Origin of the sequence: Actinoallomurus liliacearum (genome assembly GCF_039542035.1) — a bacterium.
Taxonomy (GTDB): domain Bacteria; phylum Actinomycetota; class Actinomycetes; order Streptosporangiales; family Streptosporangiaceae; genus Actinoallomurus; species Actinoallomurus liliacearum.
In genome coordinates, this window is record NZ_BAABHJ010000023.1 from 1 (window position 1) to 18,114 (window position 18,114).

Here is an 18,114-nt window from a genome sequence, read left to right on the forward strand (position 1 = left end):
CGGTGATGGAGCGGTTGTGCATCGACGCCGAGCCCGCCACCCGCATCCGCGACACCCTCGGACGCATCCTCAAGGAGCTCTGACTCCCGAGCCCGCCGGCTCACCCCTTCCGGCCACCGCCTACGGCTTGCGGCCGACGCCGCCCAGCATCCACGCCTTCTCCGGCGACCGGGCGGCCAGCGGATTCTCCGGGCGCCACTCGCGCACCCACACCAGACCGGGGTCGACCAGCTCGAACCCGTCGAAGAACGGCAGCACCTGATCCCGCGTCCGCGCCGCCGTCTCGCCCGGCCGGTCCAGAATCGCCCGGTAGATCTCCTCGATCGGTTCGGCGACGTCCGGGCGAGTGTCGAAGACGACGTGGGTGATGGCCAGGTGACTGCCGGACGGAACCGCGTCCCGCAGCCACGCCACGCTCGTGAACGGGTCATCCGAATGCGGGATGAAGTGCAGCGCACCACAGACCACGAGGGCGAGCGGCTCTGCGAGATCGATCAGCCCGTGCAGACCGCACTCGGTGAGGAACGCCTCCGGGTGCAGGATGTCGCCCTCCACGACCGCCGTGCGCGAACTGTCGATGAGGATCGCCCGCGCGTGTGAGAGGACGACCGGGTCCTTCTCGACGTACACCACTCGCGCGTCGGATGTCACGGATCGGGCGATCTCATGGCTGTTGCGCTGGGTCGGCAGCCCCGAACCGATGTCGATGAACTGCCGAATGCCCTGCTCGGCGAGGAAACGGACCGCGCGGCGGAGGAAGAGGCGGTTCTCCAGCGCGATTTCCCTGATCTCCGGTGCGATCGCGAGCAGGTTGCCGACGGCCTCCCGGTCGGCGGCGAAATTGTCCTTCCCGCCGAGGAGGTAGTCGTTCATCCGTGCGACATTTGGAACACTCGTGTCCACGTCGGCCAGGCCACGGCGGGGCACGTCCGTCACAACTCACCTTTCTCGGATTAACAGCCCTTACTGTGCCAGCCGATACCCATCGGATTCAATGCCTAACAGCGTTTCCGCTCCTCGCGCACGACGCCGTCCGCCGGCCGCCCGGCCACGGCGGCGCGCTCCGACCTCCTAGGACCTGTCCGGTGGATCTTGTGGACGGCGGGTTCGTCACCCGGTCGGCCGAGCCGGCGTCCGGGATGGGAGATGGCGGGCGATCTCCTCGGATCGCGTACCCAGGTCCACGGTCCTCTTCCACCGGTGTCCACTCGGCGGAGAATTCTCTCCGCTGAGTAGACACCGCCAGAAACGACGCCACGGCCCGGCGGGCGGACCGTCCCGCCCGGCCGGGGCCGCACGCGTCCCGCGTCGTCACAGATCGACCAGCACGTGATCCACCGGACACGCCCTAGCCTCCGTGCGTCCGCTTCCCGGGCGCGGCGGGGCGTCCGCTCGCCGGGTGTGGTGGGCGTCCGCTTTCTAGGCGCGGCGGCGTGCGTCGGCCTCCCCGGCACGACGCCGGGCGTCGGCCTCCTCGGCGTGGCGGCGGGCGTCCTCGGCCGTGCGTGCGGCACGGTCGTACTCGCGTTGGGCGACCTGTTCGTGCCGGCCGGCCTCCGCGCGCTCGGCCTCGGCGGCCTTCACCTGTCTCCGCAGCTCCTCGAGGCGCCGGTCGGCGGCCGCGACGGCCTCCCGCGCGGCGTCCCGCTCGGACTCCCACTGGGCGATGGAGTGTTCCGCCTCTTCGGCCCGCTCCGCGGCGGCCCGAGCCTCCTCCGCCAGCCGCCGCGCCCTGACGCGGGAATCCTCCTCCCGAGTGGGCCGCTTCCCCCGCGCTTCCTTCGGCTCCCCTTCCTTCGGCTCCGCCTTCTTCCGGCGATGCGTCACCGACGGAGCCACGGCGCCGAGCGGCCCGAAGCCGGTGTGGCTCAGCGGGTGCTCCAGCCGCCCGGCCCGTACGGCCTCGGCCGCCGACGGATCGGCGATGGCGGCCTGGAGCGTGTCCTCGACCTCCCGGCTCTGGGCCTCGTTCAGCGGCCGGTCGGCCTCCTTCGCCAGCTCTCGCGCCCGGCGGACCAGCCCGTCCACCAGCCTGCCCCGCTCGCGTTCCAGCTCGCCCACGTCGCCGCCGGACGACCACGCCTCGCGCATCCGCTCGCCGAGCCCGAGCAGTGACTCGACGCCGCCGTCGCGGAGCAGGTGGTTGACGGCCCACGCGGAGACGGTCGGACGGCGCAGCGCGGTGAGGCGGCGGGCGTCCTCGCGCGACAGCTCACCGGCCAGCCGTTTGCGCGTGGCGGTGAACTCGGACGGGGGGACGCCGTAGAGCCGGTCGGCGGCGGTGTCGAAATCCACCCCCTCATGATTCCCCGCGCGAAAGACGACACAAGGTGTCTGCTTTCGCTGCCAGCATCCCCGGCGACAGGAAAGGGGACAGGCATGACACTGCAGGGAAAGGTCGCCCTGGTCGCCGGGGGCACCCGCGGAGCGGGGCGGGCCATCGCGGTCGAACTCGGCCGGGCCGGCGCGACCGTGTACGTCACCGGGCGGACGACGCGCGAGCGGCGCTCGGAGCTGAACCGGCCCGAGACGATCGAGGACACCGCCGAACTGGTGACCAAGGCGGGCGGCGAGGGCATCGCCATCGCGGTGGATCACCTCGAACCCGACCAGGTACGGGACCTCGTCGACCGGATCGACCGCGAGCGCGGCCGGCTCGACGTACTCGTCAACGACATCTGGGGCGGCGACGTGTACCTCCAATTCGACCGGCGGCTCTGGGAGCACTCCCTCGATGACGGGCTGCGGATGCTCCGCCTCGGCATCGACACGCACGCCATCACCAGTCACTGCGCACTGCCGCTGCTCATCCTCCGGCCCGGCGGCCTGGTCGTCGAGATGACGGACGGAACGGCCGAGTACAACGCCGCCTACCGCGCCGACGCCGGGTTCTTCTACGACCTCGCCAAGGTCGCCGCGCAGCGGATGGCCCTGGCCCAGGCGGAGGAACTGCGCCCGTACGGCGGCACGGCCGTCGCGGTCACGCCGGGCTGGCTCCGGTCCGAGGCGATGCTGGAGATCTTCGGCGTCACCGAGGAGACCTGGCGGGAGGCCACCGCCGAGCAGCCGCACTTCTGCGTCTCCGAGTCGCCGTCGTACGTCGGCCGGGCCGTGGCGGCGCTGGCCGCCGACCCCGACGTGGCCCGCTGGACCGGGCGGACGCTGTCGAGCGGCGAACTCGCGCGGATCTACGGCTTCACCGACGTCGACGGCACGCGCCCGAACGCCTGGCGGTACCTCACCGAGGTCCGTGACGCCGGACTGCCGGCCGACGACACCGGCTACCGCTGACCCCTCGGGCTTTGCGCCGAGGGTTTCCGTCGCTATGACGACGAAAAGTCTCGGCGCTGCCGCGCCGACGGGCGCGGAGATGATGAGAAGGAGGTACAGGATGGCTCGTCAGGTTCCGGACAGCGATGACCGTGACCCGGCCGCCGTCGGGACGGCGATGGTCGAGCGCGTCCTCGCGCTGGCGGCGACCTGGACGGCCTGGGACGGCCGTCCGTTCCCCGTCGATGATCGGGCGTACACCCCGCACAGGGCGATCCGGCGGGTCGACGACCACCTCATCGACCACCTCGCCGAACTGGAAGCGAGGCCGGCCGGCGACCGGCCGATGCCTGACCGGTGGCACGCGTCGATGGACGGAGCTTCCGGCAGCTCGCCTTTCACCTGGGCGGGTCGGCCTACTACGCCGACGCGGTCGGGGATCTGTCGGTGGTCGGGACCGGCCGGTGATCACGGTGTCAGATCTGGGACGGGTCCGGGGCGTACAGGCGGTTCATCCGCAGGGCGGCGTCCGCGAGGAGGGCGCGCAGCTCCGGCGGCTCCAGGACCTCCACCTCCGGGCCGAGGCGGAGGAGCTGTGAGTAGGCGACCTCGACGGACTCGACGGGCAGGGTGACGGTGACCCTCTCCTGGTCATCGGGCGCGCTCGCCGACGTCAACGCGTCCGGCAGGGCGACCGGGTCCGCGACGTGACGCAGCGCCCGCAGCCCCGCCGGTGTCAGCCGTACGGTGGCCCGGGTTCTGAGCAGCGAGCGCTCGAAATCCTCCGCCCGCTCGTCCCAGAACGCGGCCAGGTCGAAGCTCTCGTCGCGGACGAAGCGCTCCGATCCGGTCCGTACGCCCTCGAAGCGGTCCACGCGGTACACCTGGAAACGGTCTCCGGTACGGCCGACGGCGTACCAGACTCCGGCCTTGAGCACCAGGCCGTACGGTTCGAGGGTGCGGTCGACGACCTGCTCGCCGCGCCGGTAGCGGACGGCCGCGACCCGGTCGCCCCACACGGCCTGGGAGAGCTCCGGCAGCAGCGGAGGCCGGTCGGCGACCCGGAACCACGCGGGAGCGTCCAGGTGGAACCGCTGCGCGGCGGTCTCGGGGGCGTCGCGCAGCTCCGGCAGCAGCGCGGCCGAGACCTTCAGCCGGGCGGCGAGCGCGGCGTCGCCCAGGCCCATGTCGCGCAGCGGGCCGGGCACCCCCGACAGGAACAGCGCCTCGGCCTCGGCCCGGCCCAGCCCGGTGAGCCGGGTCCGGTACCCCTCCAGAAGCCGGTAGCCGCCGCCCCGGCCGCGGTCGGCGTACACCGGCACGCCCGCCTCCGCGAGCGCAAGCATGTCACGGGTGATGGTGCGTTCGGAGACCTCGAGCCGCCGGGCCAGCTCCCCGGCGGTCATGGACTCGCGGCTCTGCAGCAGCAGGACCAGGGAGATGAGTCGCGCCGCCCGCATCCCCCGAGGCTAACGGAGGCACCGGGTCGAGCGGCGGTGCGGGGCTGCGGCCGCTCTGTGCCGAGGATTTCCGTCGCTATGACGACGGAAATCCTCGGCACTGAGCTCCACGGCGATGTCAGGCCAGGTCGAAGCGGCGGGTTGACGCGTTCTCCTGGGCCATCCGGCGCAGGGCGAGCAGGACCCGCTCGTACAGGACGTTGGTCGCGATGGCGGTCTGCACGGCCCGCTCGCGGTCCTCGTCGACCAACAGCCCGGCGACCTCGTGGTCCGCGATGAGCTCGGCGGCCTCGATGTACGGGCGAAGGTCGCGCAGGACGATGGGCAGGCCCAGCCCACGCAGCGCCGCGAACGCCTGCGCGAGCAGATCGCGGGCGGGCGCGTCCGGTAGCACGCGCCAGCCGAGCTCGGCGATGACCGCGTCCACGTCCTGGCGGGCGGCCCGCCAGCCGGAGTCCTCGGGCTGCGGCTCGGCACGCGGGCCGAGGGCGTACTGCGCCTTCCCCAGCAGCAGGTGGAGCGCGACGGCGTCGTCGTCGACGGCGGCGACGATCTGCTGTACCGACGCGATCGGCAGGTCGCCGACCTCCCGGAGGGCCTTGATGAGACGGAGCCGGTGCAGATGCCGGCCGTCGTACTCCGCCCGGGTCGCCGCGGTGGCCGTCCCCTTCGGAAGGAGTCCCTCCCGGATGTAGTACTTGATCGTCTGAACCGGCAGCCCGCTCCGGTCGCTGAGCTCGGAGATCTTCATCTGCCCCCCTGGCCGGGACACTATCGCCGTACGGCCGCCGGGGAGTCGCGGTTCCCGAGTCTCGGTATCCGACGGACGCTCAGCCGGGCGTCGCGTCCGAGCCGAGGTCTCCGGCGGGCGCTCAGCGGGGAGTCGCATCCTGGTCTCGGTATCCGAAGGACCCTCAGCCGGGACTCGTGTCCGAGTCCCGGTGTCTGAAGGAGGGGCACCCGGGGATCGCGTCCGAGTCCCGGTCTCTGAAGGACGGGTCAGCCGCGGCGCATCGTTTCGGAGATCTTCTCCGCGGCGGCGAGGACGGGCGGTGCGTGCATCCGGCCGGGGGCGCGTGAAAGCCGCTCGATCGGCCCGGACACCGAGATGGCCGCGATCACCCGGCCGCCGGTGCCGCGGATCGGCGCGGACACCGAGGCGACCCCCTGCTCGCGCTCGCCGACGCTCTGCGCCCAGCCCCGGCGTCGTACGGAGGCCAGCGTCGTCGCGGTGAACTTCGCGCCACGCAGCCCCCGGTGCAGGCGGTCGGGCTCCTCCCAGGCCAGCAGGATCTGCGCGGCGGAGCCGGCGACCATCGGCAGGGCGCTGCCGACCGGGACGGTGTCGCGCAGGCCGCTCATCCGCTCGGCCGCGGCGACGCACACGCGCACGTCGCCCTGCCGCCGGTAGAGCTGGGCGCTCTCGCCGGTCAGGTCCCGCAACTGGGTCAGGATCGGCTGGGCGATGGCGAGCAGGCGGTCCTCTCCGGCGGCGGCGGCCAGCTCGGCCAGCCGGGGGCCGAGGATGAACCGGCCCTGGGTGTCCCGGTGGACCATCCGGTGGTGCTCCAGCGCGACGGCGAGCCGGTGGGCGGTGGGCCGGGCCAAGCCGGTGGTCTGCACCAGCTGGGCGAGGGAGGCCGGACCGGCCTCCAGGGCGTTCAGGACCAGAACCGCTTTGTCCAGCACGCCGACTCCGCTAGAGTTGTCCATGCTTCGATACTGCCGTCTCGGAATCTGAGATGCAAGTCGCGGGCAGAGGAGCTACCGAACCGGAAGAGGTGGAGTGATGGGCCGAACACTTGCGGACAAGGTCTACGACGCGCACGTTGTACGGAGCGCCGAGGGCGAGCCGGACGTTCTCTACATCGACCTCCACCTCATCCACGAGGTCACGAGCCCCCAGGCCTTCGACGGGCTGCGCATGGCGAACCGCACGGTCCGCCGGCCGGACCTGACGATCGCCACCGAGGACCACAACGTCCCGACCACCGACATCCTCGCGCCGATCGCCGACCCGGTGTCGCGCACCCAGGTCGAGACGCTGCGCAAGAACTGCGCCGAGTTCGGCGTCCGCCTGCACCCGATGGGCGACGCCGGCCAGGGCATCGTCCACGTCATCGGCCCGCAGCTGGGGCTGACCCAGCCGGGCATGACGGTCGTCTGCGGCGACTCGCACACCTCCACGCACGGCGCGTTCGGCGCGCTGGCGTTCGGCATCGGCACCAGCGAGGTCGAGCACGTCCTCGCCACCCAGACGCTGCCGCAGCGCCGGCCCAAGATGATGGCCGTCACCGTCAACGGCGAGCTGCCGTACGGCGTGACCGCCAAGGACCTCATCCTGGCGATCATCGCGAAGATCGGCACGGGCGGCGGCCAGGGCCACATCATCGAGTACCGCGGCGAGGCCATCCGGTCGCTGTCGATGGAGGGCCGCATGACGGTCTGCAACATGTCCATCGAGGCGGGCGCGCGGGCCGGCATGATCGCGCCGGACGAGACGACCTTCGCCTACCTCGAGGGCCGCCCGCACGCGCCGTCCGGGGCCGACTGGGAGGCCGCCAAGGAGTACTGGCGGTCGCTGCGCACCGACGACGACGCGACGTTCGACAAGGAGGTCGTCATCGACGCCTCCGAGCTCACGCCGTTCGTCACGTGGGGCACCAACCCCGGCCAGGGCGCGCCGCTCGCGGCGAGCGTTCCGGAGCCGGCCTCCTTCGGGGACCCGACGCACCGCGCCGCCGCCGAGCGCGCGCTGGAGTACATGGGCCTGACCGCCGGCACCCCGCTGCGGGACGTCACCGTCGACACCGTGTTCGTCGGGTCCTGCACCAACGGCCGGATCGAGGACCTGCGCGCGGCGGCAGAGGTGATCAAGGGTCGCAAGGTCGCCGACGGCGTGCGGATGCTGATCGTGCCGGGCTCGATGAAGGTCAAGGCACAGGCCGAGGAGGAGGGCCTGAACGAGGTCTTCAAGGCCGCGGGCGCCGAGTGGCGCGAGGCGGGCTGCTCGATGTGCCTGGGCATGAACCCCGACCAGCTCAAGCCGGGGGAGCGCAGCGCCTCGACCTCCAACCGCAACTTCGAGGGCCGGCAGGGCAAGGGCGGCCGTACCCACCTGGTCTCGCCCGCCGTCGCCGCCGCCACCGCCGTCACCGGGCGTCTGACCGCCCCGGCCGACCTGTAATCGGGAGCCAGTCATGGAAGCCTTCACCACCCACACGGGCCGCGCCGTGCCGCTGCGGCGCAGCAACGTCGACACCGACCAGATCATCCCGGCGGTCTGGCTCAAGCAGGTCAGCCGCACCGGGTTCGAGAAGGGCCTGTTCGCGGCCTGGCGCGAGGACCCGGAGTTCGTCCTGAACCGCCCGGAGTACCAGGGCGCGTCGATCCTCGTCGCCGGGCCCGACTTCGGCACCGGCTCCTCGCGTGAGCACGCCGTCTGGGCGCTGCAGCAGTACGGCTTCCGCGCCGTCGTGTCGGCGCGGTTCGGCGACATCTTCCGCAACAACGCCACGAAGGCGGGCCTGCTGCCGATCCAGCTCCCCGAGGACGTCGTCGAGGGCCTGCAGGACAAGATCGCGGCGAACCCCGCCAAGGAGTTCACCATCGATCTGGCGGCCCGCGAGCTGCGCTGCGACGAGGGCGGCGTGCAGACGTTCGAGATCGACGACTACACCCGCTGGCGGCTGCTGGAGGGCCTGGACGACATCGGCCTGACCCTGCGCAACGCCGACGCCATCACCGACTTCGAGGCCAAGCGGCAGCCCTGGCTCCCCGTGACCGCCTGATCGTCCGCACCCGTACGGTGGAGGGGCCGGCAGCGTACGCTGCCGGCCCCTCCTGCCGTTCGACCCCACGGCGCGCCTCCGTGGAAACCAGGTGACGAGGTGTGATGATGACAACACCATCCGGTCCCGCGTGGGACGATCCGCAGCTCAACGCCCTGGCCCGGAGGCTGCGCGAGGCGCACACGAGGGTGGCCGGCCTTCCGGGCGTGCACAAACCCCGTCTGACCAGGCAACTCCTGCTCATAACCGATCTTGCCAAGCGGGATCCGACGCTTGCCGTCAAGCGGCTCGAATCCTTCATGATCGAGCTCGACGGCGATGAAAACGCATCCTGAATGGCGTTTCTGCCTGCGACACAGGCGCAAACACCGGCCATGGGTGATTGTATAGATGCCCTGAGGTCCCCTAGTTTCGAGCGAGCAAGGGGGAAGAGGAGCAAACCCATGAACAAGCGCGAACTCGTCGACGCGATCGCCGATCGAGTCGGCAGCAAGAAAGCGGCGACCGAGGCGGTCGACGCCATCCTGGACACCATTCAGGAGACGGTGGCCAAGGGCGAGAAGGTGGCCATCACCGGTTTTGGATCCTTCGAGAAGGCCGATCGGCCGGCTCGTGAGGCCCGGAACCCGGCGACGGGCGCCACGATCAACGTGCCCGCGACCTCGGTGCCGAAGTTCAAGGCAGGATCGGATTTCAAGAACCTGGTGGCCGGCGCCAAGAAGAGCTGACGGCGTGCCGACGGCGCCCGGCGAGACGAGAGTCCGCCGGGCGCCGTCGTGGTCCCGGAGCCGTTCGGCCGGTGGGACGGCGAGTCCCGGCCACGGGGCGGGCGCCCCGTGAGCGGCGATCCCGGAGGCCGGAACGCGGCCAGGAGCGGCTTCGGTCTTGGAAGCCGGAACGCGGCTAAGAGCGGCTTCGGTCTTGGAAGCCGGAACGCGGTCGGGAGCGGCTTCGGCCCCGGGGGTCGGAAGGCGGCCGGGGGCGGCTCAGGGCAGCGGGAACGTCGAGAGCGTGATCACCGTGATGCGGTCGTCCTCGACCGCGAGGTTGACCCGCTGCCCGAACCTCAGCAGCCGCAGGCCGCCGGCGTCGAACGCTGCCGTGTCGAAGGCCATCTCGCTTCCGTCGTCCAGCAGCACACTGCCGGTCCGCGTCTCGGCGTCGTACGCCTTAACCGTGCCCTGCATGCCGCACAGACTAGAGCGTCCGGGAAGAACGCCCGACGGCGAGCCGACCGCCCATGGGCCCGGTCAGTCCGGCGGGGCGGAGGAGCAGGGCACGGGCAGCAGCGGAGCCACGGACGCCGTCCGCGGCCCCACCCCGAGGACGAGCGCGGCCCGCAGGTCGTCGATCGTGTCGACGTCCTGGCGCACGCTGAGGACCTCGTCCAGCGCGATCTCCCGCACGCCCAGGCCGCGGTGCCGGGCCCGGGAGTCCGTCCCGAACGCCGGCGCGAACACCGCCCCGGGCCGTGCCGTGTACAGCGTGGTGCCGAACCCCGCGAGGTCGGGCAGGAAGGCGTTCGGCGCATCCTCCGCGGCCTCCAGGACGAGGCCCAGCTCGGCGGGCCGCAGAGCCGGCAGGTCGGCGGACATCGCGCCGACCCCGGCGTCCGGCGCCAGCGATCGCGCCCACTCGACGCCGTGGACCAGTGCCGGGTTCAGCCCGGCGTCCGGCTCGTCGGGGACGATGTGGGCGCCCAGCGCCGCGAGTTCGGGCGCCGCGACCGGGTCGTCGGTGACCACCACGACCCCCCGGACCCGTGGACACCGCAGCGCGGCGGATACGGTGTCGGTCGCGATGGCCAGCGCCAGCCGCTCGCGATGGGGGCCGGCGGCGCCGGACAGCCGTGACTTCGCGCGGGCCAGCGGTTTGACCGGCACGACGAGCATCCATGTGAGGCGATGGGTACCAGACATCGTGGGTCGACACTACGCGGAAACACCCGCGACACTTGACGACACCCCCGGCTCGGCCGGGATGAAGTGAGGAGGAGGGCATGGGTCATTCGCCCGTCTGGCGCGCGATCGTCGTGGGGATTCTGCGCCCGCTGCTGTTCACGCTGTTGAAGCGGGACTGGAAGGGGCAGGACAACATCCCCCGGAAGGGCGGAGTGATCATCGCGGTCAACCACCTGTCGTGGTCCGACCCCCTCGCCATGGCCCACTTCATCTACAAGGCGGGCCGCTTCCCCGTCTACCTCGCCAAGGCCGGTGTGTTCAAGGCGCCGGTGATCGGCCGCATCATCCGCCGGACCGGGCAGATCCCGGTGTACCGCGAGCGGGCGGACGCGGCGCTGGCCCTCCGCGATGCGGAGAAGGGCCTGCGCGGCGGCGAGTGCGTGATCTTCTACCCGGAGGGCACCTGCACCCGGGACCCGGACCTGTGGCCGATGACCGGCAAGACGGGCGCGGCCCGGATGGCGCTGACCACCGGCGTCCCGGTGATCCCCGTGGCGCACTGGGGAGCGCACATCCTCTGGCCGTACGGCACGAAGAAATTCCGCCCGTTCCCGCGCAAGACGATGCACGTCGTCGCCGGGCCGCCGGTCGACCTGTCCAAGTACGAGGGCCGTCCCCTGGACGCGGAGACGCTGAACGCCGCGACCGCCGACATCATGCGGGCCATCGCCGATCTGCTCGCCGAGCTGCGTGGCGAGCCCGCCCCGGAGAAGCTGTACGACCCGCGCGAGGCCGCCCGGACCCGCCGCGCCGACAAGGCGAGCGACACGGCCGCCGACACGCCGGGCACGGCCGGCGACACGAGCGATGCGGCCGCCGCCGAGGCGTCCGGAGCTGCGGACGCCGAGGGGACCGACACGGGCAAGGAGGCCAAGGCCTCTTGAAGATCGCGGTGCTCGGGGCAGGGTCATGGGGGACCGTCTTCGCCAAGGTGCTGGCCGACGCGGGCGGCGACGTCACGATGTGGGGGCGCCGCGCCGAGCTGGTCGAGGCGATCAACGACCGGCATGAGAATCCCGACTATCTGCCGGACGTACGGCTGCCCGACCGGCTGACGGCCACCACCGACGTCGCCGCTGCGCTCGCCGACGCGTCGTACGTCATGCTGGCCGTGCCCGCACAGACGCTCCGGTCGGGGCTGGCGGAGTGGCGGCCGCTGCTGCCCGCCGACGCGGTCCTGGTGAGCCTCATGAAGGGCATCGAGCTGGGCACCTGCAAGCGGATGAGCGAGGTGATCCGTGAGGTCGCCGACGTGCCCGAGGAGCGCGTCGCGGTGATCACCGGCCCGAACCTCGCCCGCGAGATCGCCGCGGAGCAGCCCTCGGCCGCGGCCGTCGCGTGCGTCGACGAGGCGACCGCGCAGAAGCTGCAGCTCGCCTGCATGACGCCGTACTTCCGCGCCTACACGAACTCCGACGTCATCGGCTGCGAGCTCGGCGGCGCGGTGAAGAACGTCATCGCCCTGGCCGTCGGCATCGGGGTCGGCATGGGCATGGGCGACAACGTACGGGCGCTGGTGATGACGCGCGGCCTGGCCGAGATCGCCCGCCTGGGGGCGGCGCTCGGCGCGGACCAGCACACGTTCGCGGGCCTGGCGGGCATGGGCGACCTCGTCGCCACCTGCAGCTCACCGCTCTCCCGGAACCGCACCTTCGGCGAGAACCTCGGGCGCGGGATGAGCCTGGAGGAGGTCGTCAAGGCCACCCGGCAGACGGCGGAGGGCGTGAAGTCCTGCGACGCGATCCTCGAACTGGCCCGGCAGAACCACGTCGAGATGCCGATCACCGAGGCCATCGTCGCGGTCATGCACGGCGGGCTCAGCCCGGCCGACGCGGGGCGGCTCCTCATGTCACGGACGCCGAAGCCCGAACGCTACGGCGTCTGATCCCGGGGCACCTTTTTCCCGTCGAACGGGGAAGAACGTCACGAAGCGAAATGACGTGTAATGTCGGTGCCCGCGACTGTCGGTGCAGGTGGGAAGAGGTGGATCGATGAGCAGGATCCGGGTCGCCGTCGTCTTCGGCGGACGCAGTTCGGAGCACGCGATCTCCTGTCTCACCGCGGGCAGCGTGATGGCCGCGATCGACCAGGACCGGTACGAGGTCATTCCCGTCGGCATCGCGCGCGACGGGCGCTGGGTCCTCGCCTCCGGGCAGCGGCTCTCGATCGAGGACGGCAAGCTGCCGGAGGTCGCCGAGGACGGGCTGCCGCTGGCGCTGCCGTTCGACCCGGACAGCCGTGGCCTGGTCGTCGTGGAGCCGGGCCAGGTGCCGCGGGCCCTCGGCGACGTGGACGTCGTGCTCCCGCTGCTGCACGGCCCGTACGGCGAGGACGGAACGATCCAGGGCCTCCTCGAACTGGCGGGCGTGCGCTACGTCGGCGCGGGAGTGCTCGCCAGCGCCGCGAGCATGGACAAGGCGTACATGAAGCTGGTCTGGCAGGGCTGCGGGCTGCCCGTCGGCCCGTACGTCGTCGTCAAGGACCGGCAGTGGCGGCGGGAGCGCAAGCAGGTCGTCGACGAGATCAAGGAGCTCGGCTGGCCGGTGTTCGTCAAGCCGGCGCGGGCGGGCTCGAGCATGGGCATCTCCAAGGTCGAGTCGGAGGACGCGCTGGAGTCCGCGGTCGAGGCCGCGCGCGAGCACGACCCGAAGGTGATCGTCGAGGCGGCCATCCCGGGCCGGGAGATCGAGTGCGGCGTGCTCGAGGGGCTCGGCGACGAACCGGCCGAGGCCAGCCTGCCCGCCGAGGTGCGCGTGGGCTCCGGCCATGACTACTACGACTTCGAGGCCAAGTACCTCGACGACGGCCTCGCGCTGGACATCCCGCCGCAGCTCCCGCCGACCGTGATCGAAGAGGTCCGCCGGCTGTCGGTGCAGGCGTTCGACGCGCTGGGCTGCGAAGGGCTCGCCCGGGTGGACTTCTTCTATACCCCGGACGGCCGGTTGATCCTCAACGAGATCAACACGATGCCCGGCTGCACGCCCGCCTCGGCGTTCCCCAAGATGTGGGCGGCCACGGGCCTGGACTACCCGGCCCTGGTCGACCGCTGGATCCGCACGGCCCTGGCCCGCCCGCTGGGCCTGCGCTAGCGGGTCAGCTCCTAGTACCGGGCTCGACCGTTGCAGGGAGGGCCGCGGCGATGCAGTCGAGGACGCGTTCCAGGCCGTACCGGAACTGGTCGTCGGGGCCCAGGTGCGGCTGGCGCGCCTCCATCACGATCTTGGTGAAGATCGGGTACTCACCGCTCTCCACAAGCTGCTGGACGTGCGGGTAGCTCCGCTCCATCCACTCCGACTCGCTGAGCCCGCTGCGGCGGGCCTCCTCGGCCCCGCTGATCTCCCCGCGGACGGTGCTTTCGACGTAGCCGTTCAGAATGGCCATGAGGACGAAATTCTCGTCGATGGGGACGTGGGCGTCGAGCACCCCCATCACCCGTTCGATGAGCAGCAACTGGTTGGGGCCGAAGTCGGGTAGTGACCGGTGCACGGTGGCGATCCACGGGTGCCGCAGCCACATCGCCCGCAGTCCGTCGGCGTAGCGCGTCAGGTCCGCGCGCCAGTCGCCGGAGGGCATGCCCTCGACGTCGATCTCACCCATCAGCCGGTCGGCTACGAGCGCGATGAGGTCGTCACGGCTCGGGACGTATCGGTAGAGGGACATCGCGCCGGCCCCGATCTCGGCGGCGATCCGCCGCATGGTGGCGGCCTCCAGCCCCTCGGCGTCGGCGATCCGGACCGCGGTCTCGGTGATCTGCGCGCGGCTGTAGGTCGGCTTCGGCCCGCGGGCCGGGCGCTCGGGCCGCATCCAGATGCTCACGTACTCGGCGTCGGTCACCGTTCCACCCTCCTAGTTGCGTACATGGTACCCAGTGATCTAACTTGGCCGTCATAACCGCGTACAACGTACTCAGTGGAGGTGGTCATGGCGGATCCGATCGTGGTCGCCGAGGGGCTGCACAAGTCCTTCGGCGACACCCATGCGTTGCGGGGTCTGGACCTGAGCGTCCCGAGGGGAACGGTCTGTGGTGTTCTGGGGCCGAACGGCGCGGGGAAGACGACCGCGGTGCGGATCCTCGCGACCTTGTCCGACCCTGATGCCGGGCATGCCCGCGTCGCGGGACATGACGTGGTCCGCGAGGCCGGCAAGGTGCGCGAGCGGATCGGGCTCGCGGGCCAGTACGCCGCCGTGGACGAGAAGCTCACCGGCCGCGGCAACCTGCGCATGTTCGGGCGCCTGTCCCACCTGTCCCGGCGCGAGGCGCATCGGCGGGCCGACGAGTTGCTCGAACGCTTCGGGCTGATGGACGCCGCCGATCGTCAGGTCACCGGCTACTCCGGCGGTATGCGGCGCCGCCTCGACCTGATCACCAGCCTCATCCTGCGCCCCGAGGTGCTCTTCCTGGACGAGCCGACCACCGGCCTGGACCCGCGCAGCCGCGGCGAGATCTGGGACAGCGTCCGCGAGCTGGTGGCGGACGGCACCACGGTGCTGCTCACCACGCAGTACCTGGACGAGGCCGACCGGCTGGCCGACGACATCGCGGTCATCGACCACGGGCGGGTGATCGCGACCGGCACTCCCGACGAGCTGAAGGCCACGATCGGGGACCGCCTCGACGTCGTCCTCGAAGACCCCGGCGCACTGGGGCCGGCGGCGACCGTGCTGAACGCCCTGGCCGGGACCGATCCCACCATCACGGACGCCGACCGGCTCAGCGTCGCCCTGCCCGGCGGCGGCTTCCGGCTCGCCGACATCGTGCGCGAGCTGGACCGCGCCGGGGTCGCCGCAGCCGACGTGAGCCTGCGCCGCCCCACCCTCGACGAGGTGTTCCTGCGCCTCACCGACCGGAAGGAGCCCGTCCGATGACCGCCTTCACCTCGCCGATGAGCCGCCGCCTGCGCTGGACGTTCACCGACGGGCTGACCCTGGTCGGCCGCGAGCTGGGACGCCTGCGGCAGAACCCCGGGGAACTCATCGCCGCACTGATCTTCCCGGCCATCATGGTCGTGCTGTTCGGGTACGTCTTCGGCAGCGCGATCCAGGTGCCGGGCGGCGGGAACTACCGCGAGTACCTCATGCCCGGGCTGTTCTCGATGGTGACCTTCTCGTCGGTGATGGGAGTCATGGTGCGGGTCGCCACCGACGCCTCCCGCGGCGTGATGGACCGGTTCCGGTCCATGCCGATGGCGCGGTCGGCGGTGCCGTTCGGGCAGACCGGCGCCGACTCCCTGACCGGTCTGCTGTCGCTGGCCATCATGGTGGGGGCGGGCCTGCTGGTGGGATGGCAGCCCCACCGCGGCCTGATTCCCACGGCCGAGGCGTTCCTGCTGCTGATGGTGCTGCGGTACGCGCTGAGCTGGGCGGGCGTCTACGTGGGCCTGGTGGTGAAGAACGACCAGGTCGCCGACCAGTTGGTGCCGCTGTTCTTTCCGGTCACGATGCTGTCCAACTCGTACGTCCCCACGGGCGGGATGCCAGGGTGGCTGCGGTTCCTGGCCGACTGGAACCCGGTCAGCGCGCTCACCGCCGCCTCCCGGGAGCTGTTCGGCAATCCGGGTGCCCCGTCCGGGCACGTGGCCTGGCCGCTCGCGCATCCGGTGGCCGCCGTCCTGCTCTGGTCGGCCGCGCTGCTGGTGGTGTTCGTCCCGCTGTCGGTCCGCACCTATACGCGCCGGGGCCGGTGAAGGCCAGAGCCGGTGGGGCGCGGACGGGCCTTCGGCCCCGTGGTCCGGCGTCGATGGTCCTCTCGCGGGCAGGTACGGCGGCGATCGGCCCCGGCGGCGACCGCGCGGACGCTCAACGGTGGGCGGTCAGCGGCGCGTGGTGGTCGGTGCCGCCGCGGGGGTCGGGGTCGGCGTGGACGGTGGCGGCCCTCAGGCGGGGGATCGCGTGGATGAGGGCGTGCTCGGCGTCGACCGCGATCGTGTGCGCCTGGACGGCGGTCGCGCCGGCGTCGACGATGACGTCGCATTCGGCGCGTAGGTGGTGGCCGATCCAGCGCATCCGTACCTGCCCAAGGCCCAGCACGCCGGGGGTGGCGCGCAAGGTCGTCTCGGCGTGGTCGATCAGGGCCGGGTCGACGGCGTCCATGAGCCGCCGGTAGACCTCGCGGGCGGCTTGGCGCAGGACGGACAGGATCGCGATGGTGATGAGCAGGCCGACGATCGGGTCGGCCTGGCGCCAGCCCAGAGCGGCTCCGGCCGCCCCCGCAAGGACGGCCAGGGAGGTGAACCCGTCGGTGCGGGCGTGCAGCCCGTCGGCGATCAAGGCGGCAGAGCCGATCTTGCGACCGACGCGGATCCGGTAGCGGGCGACCAGTTCGTTGCCGGCGAACCCGGCCAGGGCCGCCGCGGCGACCGCCCACAGATTCGACACGTCCTGCGGGTGGGCCAGGCGCTGGACGGCGGCGTAGGCGGCGGCGACGGAGGAGGCCGCGATGGTCGTCACGATCACCACGCCGGCCAGGTCCTCGGCCCGCCCGTAGCCGTAGGTGTAGCGACGGGTCGGCGAGCGGCGGCCCAGCCAGAACGCCACTCCCAGCGGCACCGCCGTCAGCGCGTCGGCGGCATTGTGCAGCGTGTCGCCCAGCAGAGCGACCGACCCGGAGAAGGCGACGACGAGCGCCTGGATCACCGTGGTGGCGCCGAGCCCGGCCAGGGAGACCCACAACGCCCGCATTCCCTCGGCCGAGGACTCCATCGCCGCATCCACCTTGTCGGCCGCTTCATGGGAATGCGGCCGCACCAGATGAGTGATCTTCCCCCACCACCCGGACGATTCAACGTGCCCATATCCGTGGCCGTGCTGATGGCCGGCGGCTGACTGGTGATCGGTCATGGGCCCAGGATCGCGGAGGATCACGGCTGCAGCATCTCGATACCTACGCAGGTCACGCGGTTGCGAACCGCTCGCGGTAGCCGGGAATCCTCGACTGGACGTCCGTACGGCCCCGGGCTCGTGCCCGGGGCCGTACGGCGCCGGCTCAGCAGGTGTTCAGCATGCTGGTCAGCGCGGACTTCTCCGCACTCTGCAGGGTCAGGTTGTAGTACCACTTGACCTGGATCCAGGCGCGCGCGTAGGTGCACCAGAACGACGTCAACGACGGCTTCCAGGTCGTGGGGTCCTGGTCGCCCTTGGCCTGGTTCACGTTGTCGGTGACGGCCCACAGCTCGGGGCCGCCCAGGTCGTTGGCGTACGCCTGGCGCTGCGCGGTCGTCCACGCCCACGCGCCGGACCGCCAGGCCTCGGCGAGCGGGACCATGTGGTCGATGTCCACGTCGGACGCGGCGGTCCAGGTCGCCCCGTCGTACGGGCTGTACCAGCGCCCGGAGGTGGCGGCGCAGCTCGAGTCGGTGACGACGTTCGTGCCGTCCCGCTTGAGCACCTCCTCGCGGGTGTTGCACGTCCCGCTGATGGTGATCCAGTGCGGGAACAGTGAGCGGTCGTAGGTGGACTGGTGGCTCTCGGCGGCGACGGTGAGCGTGGCCAGCCGGGACGCCGCGGTACTCGCGGAGGGGATGTTCGGCGGGGTTGCGTTCGCGGTTCCGGCCGTGGCGGCCGTCAGCGCGACGACGAGCGACAGCGTTGCGGTGACGGCGGCGAAGGCTCGCTTCACGAGCGTTCTCCTCCTGC

20 protein-coding genes are annotated in these 18,114 nt (G+C 71.7%); 10 read left to right on the top strand and 10 right to left on the bottom strand.

Features of this window, described 5'->3' with window-relative positions; translation table 11 throughout:
* Positions 1-120: 120 nt before the first annotated feature.
* Positions 121-936, bottom strand: coding sequence for an SAM-dependent methyltransferase (locus ABD978_RS28070; RefSeq protein ID WP_345361012.1), 816 nt, complete (start codon positions 934-936; stop codon positions 121-123).
* A gap of 483 nt (positions 937-1,419) precedes the next feature.
* Positions 1,420-2,295 carry a hypothetical protein gene (locus ABD978_RS28075; protein ID WP_345361015.1) on the bottom strand — a complete coding sequence of 292 codons (876 nt, stop codon included), beginning with the start codon at positions 2,293-2,295 and terminating at the stop codon, positions 1,420-1,422.
* Positions 2,296-2,379: 84 nt separating this feature from the next.
* Here ABD978_RS28075 and ABD978_RS28080 point away from each other — a divergent pair, with 84 nt between their 5' ends.
* Positions 2,380-3,291 carry an SDR family oxidoreductase gene (locus tag ABD978_RS28080; protein ID WP_345361018.1) on the top strand — a complete coding sequence of 304 codons (912 nt, stop codon included), beginning with the start codon at positions 2,380-2,382 and terminating at the stop codon, positions 3,289-3,291.
* Between the two features lie 455 nt (positions 3,292-3,746).
* On the opposite strand, the gene ABD978_RS28085 is transcribed toward ABD978_RS28080, so the two are convergent.
* The 3 genes from ABD978_RS28085 to ABD978_RS28095 form a co-directional block, all read right to left on the bottom strand.
* Complete coding sequence (locus tag ABD978_RS28085; protein WP_345361021.1) at positions 3,747-4,730, bottom strand: helix-turn-helix transcriptional regulator; 984 nt, start codon at positions 4,728-4,730, stop codon at positions 3,747-3,749.
* Between the two features lie 118 nt (positions 4,731-4,848).
* Positions 4,849-5,481, bottom strand: a complete 633-nt coding sequence (locus tag ABD978_RS28090; protein ID WP_345361024.1) for a MerR family transcriptional regulator — start codon at positions 5,479-5,481, stop codon at positions 4,849-4,851.
* A 248-nt stretch (positions 5,482-5,729) separates the two neighbouring features.
* Positions 5,730-6,443, bottom strand: a complete 714-nt coding sequence (locus ABD978_RS28095; protein ID WP_345361027.1) for an IclR family transcriptional regulator — start codon at positions 6,441-6,443, stop codon at positions 5,730-5,732.
* 76 nt (positions 6,444-6,519) lie between these two features.
* Here ABD978_RS28095 and leuC point away from each other — a divergent pair, with 76 nt between their 5' ends.
* The 4 genes from leuC to ABD978_RS28115 all read left to right on the top strand — a co-directional run bounded on the left by leuC (position 6,520) and on the right by ABD978_RS28115 (position 9,249).
* Positions 6,520-7,917, top strand: coding sequence for a 3-isopropylmalate dehydratase large subunit (leuC, locus tag ABD978_RS28100; RefSeq protein WP_345361030.1), 1,398 nt, complete (start codon positions 6,520-6,522; stop codon positions 7,915-7,917).
* Between the two features lie 13 nt (positions 7,918-7,930).
* Positions 7,931-8,521: a 3-isopropylmalate dehydratase small subunit gene (leuD, locus tag ABD978_RS28105; protein ID WP_345361033.1), complete on the top strand. Its 591-nt coding sequence runs from the start codon at positions 7,931-7,933 to the stop codon at positions 8,519-8,521.
* A 104-nt stretch (positions 8,522-8,625) separates the two neighbouring features.
* A complete protein-coding gene (locus tag ABD978_RS28110; protein ID WP_345362464.1) occupies positions 8,626-8,856 on the top strand; it encodes an SCO5555 family protein in 231 nt (76 codons plus the stop codon).
* Between the two features lie 108 nt (positions 8,857-8,964).
* On the top strand, positions 8,965-9,249 hold the full coding sequence (locus ABD978_RS28115) for an HU family DNA-binding protein (protein WP_345361035.1): 285 nt from the start codon (positions 8,965-8,967) through the stop codon (positions 9,247-9,249).
* 258 nt (positions 9,250-9,507) lie between these two features.
* Here the strand turns inward: ABD978_RS28115 and ABD978_RS28120 are convergent, their stop codons facing one another.
* Both ABD978_RS28120 and cofC read right to left on the bottom strand, forming a co-directional pair.
* Entirely contained in the window at positions 9,508-9,708 is a 201-nt protein-coding gene (locus tag ABD978_RS28120) for a hypothetical protein (RefSeq protein ID WP_252847685.1), read from the bottom strand.
* A gap of 63 nt (positions 9,709-9,771) precedes the next feature.
* Positions 9,772-10,440: a 2-phospho-L-lactate guanylyltransferase gene (cofC, locus tag ABD978_RS28125; RefSeq protein ID WP_345361041.1), complete on the bottom strand. Its 669-nt coding sequence runs from the start codon at positions 10,438-10,440 to the stop codon at positions 9,772-9,774.
* A gap of 80 nt (positions 10,441-10,520) precedes the next feature.
* Between cofC and ABD978_RS28130 the strand changes: the two genes are divergently transcribed.
* The 3 genes from ABD978_RS28130 to ABD978_RS28140 all read left to right on the top strand — a co-directional run bounded on the left by ABD978_RS28130 (position 10,521) and on the right by ABD978_RS28140 (position 13,571).
* Positions 10,521-11,366 carry a lysophospholipid acyltransferase family protein gene (locus tag ABD978_RS28130; RefSeq protein ID WP_345361044.1) on the top strand — a complete coding sequence of 282 codons (846 nt, stop codon included), beginning with the start codon at positions 10,521-10,523 and terminating at the stop codon, positions 11,364-11,366.
* Positions 11,363-12,367, top strand: coding sequence for an NAD(P)H-dependent glycerol-3-phosphate dehydrogenase (locus ABD978_RS28135; RefSeq protein ID WP_345361047.1), 1,005 nt, complete (start codon positions 11,363-11,365; stop codon positions 12,365-12,367). The genes ABD978_RS28130 and ABD978_RS28135 overlap by 4 nt, the downstream gene beginning before the upstream one ends.
* Positions 12,368-12,473: 106 nt before the next feature.
* Positions 12,474-13,571 carry a D-alanine--D-alanine ligase family protein gene (locus tag ABD978_RS28140; RefSeq protein WP_345361050.1) on the top strand — a complete coding sequence of 366 codons (1,098 nt, stop codon included), beginning with the start codon at positions 12,474-12,476 and terminating at the stop codon, positions 13,569-13,571.
* A gap of 4 nt (positions 13,572-13,575) precedes the next feature.
* Here ABD978_RS28140 and ABD978_RS28145 read toward each other — a convergent pair whose 3' ends face one another.
* On the bottom strand, positions 13,576-14,316 hold the full coding sequence (locus ABD978_RS28145; RefSeq protein WP_345361054.1) for a TetR/AcrR family transcriptional regulator: 741 nt from the start codon (positions 14,314-14,316) through the stop codon (positions 13,576-13,578).
* Between the two features lie 87 nt (positions 14,317-14,403).
* On the opposite strand from ABD978_RS28145, the gene ABD978_RS28150 reads away from it, so the two are divergent.
* Complete coding sequence (locus ABD978_RS28150; protein ID WP_345361057.1) at positions 14,404-15,348, top strand: ATP-binding cassette domain-containing protein; 945 nt, start codon at positions 14,404-14,406, stop codon at positions 15,346-15,348.
* The gene (locus ABD978_RS28155) at positions 15,345-16,166 is read left to right on the top strand and encodes an ABC transporter permease (protein WP_345361060.1); all 822 of its coding nucleotides are present in this window, start codon (positions 15,345-15,347) and stop codon (positions 16,164-16,166) included. The genes ABD978_RS28150 and ABD978_RS28155 overlap by 4 nt, the downstream gene beginning before the upstream one ends.
* 112 nt (positions 16,167-16,278) lie before the next feature.
* Here ABD978_RS28155 and ABD978_RS28160 read toward each other — a convergent pair whose 3' ends face one another.
* On the bottom strand, positions 16,279-17,181 hold the full coding sequence (locus tag ABD978_RS28160) for a cation diffusion facilitator family transporter (protein ID WP_345361063.1): 903 nt from the start codon (positions 17,179-17,181) through the stop codon (positions 16,279-16,281).
* Positions 17,182-17,464: 283 nt separating this feature from the next.
* Positions 17,465-18,097 carry an HNH endonuclease family protein gene (locus ABD978_RS28165; protein ID WP_345361066.1) on the bottom strand — a complete coding sequence of 211 codons (633 nt, stop codon included), beginning with the start codon at positions 18,095-18,097 and terminating at the stop codon, positions 17,465-17,467.
* Positions 18,098-18,114 lie beyond the last annotated feature (17 nt).

Bases quoted from the DNA above. Each gene is read 5' to 3' on its own strand.
- ABD978_RS28080 (WP_345361018.1), top strand. From the start codon at position 2,380: ATGACACTGCAGGGAAAGGTCGCCCTGGTCGCCGGGGGCACCCGCGGA.
- ABD978_RS28085 (WP_345361021.1), bottom strand. From the start codon at position 4,730: ATGCGGGCGGCGCGACTCATCTCCCTGGTCCTGCTGCTGCAGAGCCGC.
- ABD978_RS28090 (WP_345361024.1), bottom strand. From the start codon at position 5,481: ATGAAGATCTCCGAGCTCAGCGACCGGAGCGGGCTGCCGGTTCAGACG.
- ABD978_RS28095 (WP_345361027.1), bottom strand. From the start codon at position 6,443: ATGGACAACTCTAGCGGAGTCGGCGTGCTGGACAAAGCGGTTCTGGTC.
- leuC (WP_345361030.1), top strand. From the start codon at position 6,520: ATGGGCCGAACACTTGCGGACAAGGTCTACGACGCGCACGTTGTACGG.
- leuD (WP_345361033.1), top strand. From the start codon at position 7,931: ATGGAAGCCTTCACCACCCACACGGGCCGCGCCGTGCCGCTGCGGCGC.
- ABD978_RS28110 (WP_345362464.1), top strand. From the start codon at position 8,626: ATGATGACAACACCATCCGGTCCCGCGTGGGACGATCCGCAGCTCAAC.
- ABD978_RS28115 (WP_345361035.1), top strand. From the start codon at position 8,965: ATGAACAAGCGCGAACTCGTCGACGCGATCGCCGATCGAGTCGGCAGC.
- ABD978_RS28120 (WP_252847685.1), bottom strand. From the start codon at position 9,708: ATGCAGGGCACGGTTAAGGCGTACGACGCCGAGACGCGGACCGGCAGT.
- cofC (WP_345361041.1), bottom strand. From the start codon at position 10,440: ATGTCTGGTACCCATCGCCTCACATGGATGCTCGTCGTGCCGGTCAAA.
- ABD978_RS28130 (WP_345361044.1), top strand. From the start codon at position 10,521: ATGGGTCATTCGCCCGTCTGGCGCGCGATCGTCGTGGGGATTCTGCGC.
- ABD978_RS28140 (WP_345361050.1), top strand. From the start codon at position 12,474: ATGAGCAGGATCCGGGTCGCCGTCGTCTTCGGCGGACGCAGTTCGGAG.
- ABD978_RS28150 (WP_345361057.1), top strand. From the start codon at position 14,404: ATGGCGGATCCGATCGTGGTCGCCGAGGGGCTGCACAAGTCCTTCGGC.
- ABD978_RS28155 (WP_345361060.1), top strand. From the start codon at position 15,345: ATGACCGCCTTCACCTCGCCGATGAGCCGCCGCCTGCGCTGGACGTTC.
- ABD978_RS28160 (WP_345361063.1), bottom strand. From the start codon at position 17,181: ATGGAGTCCTCGGCCGAGGGAATGCGGGCGTTGTGGGTCTCCCTGGCC.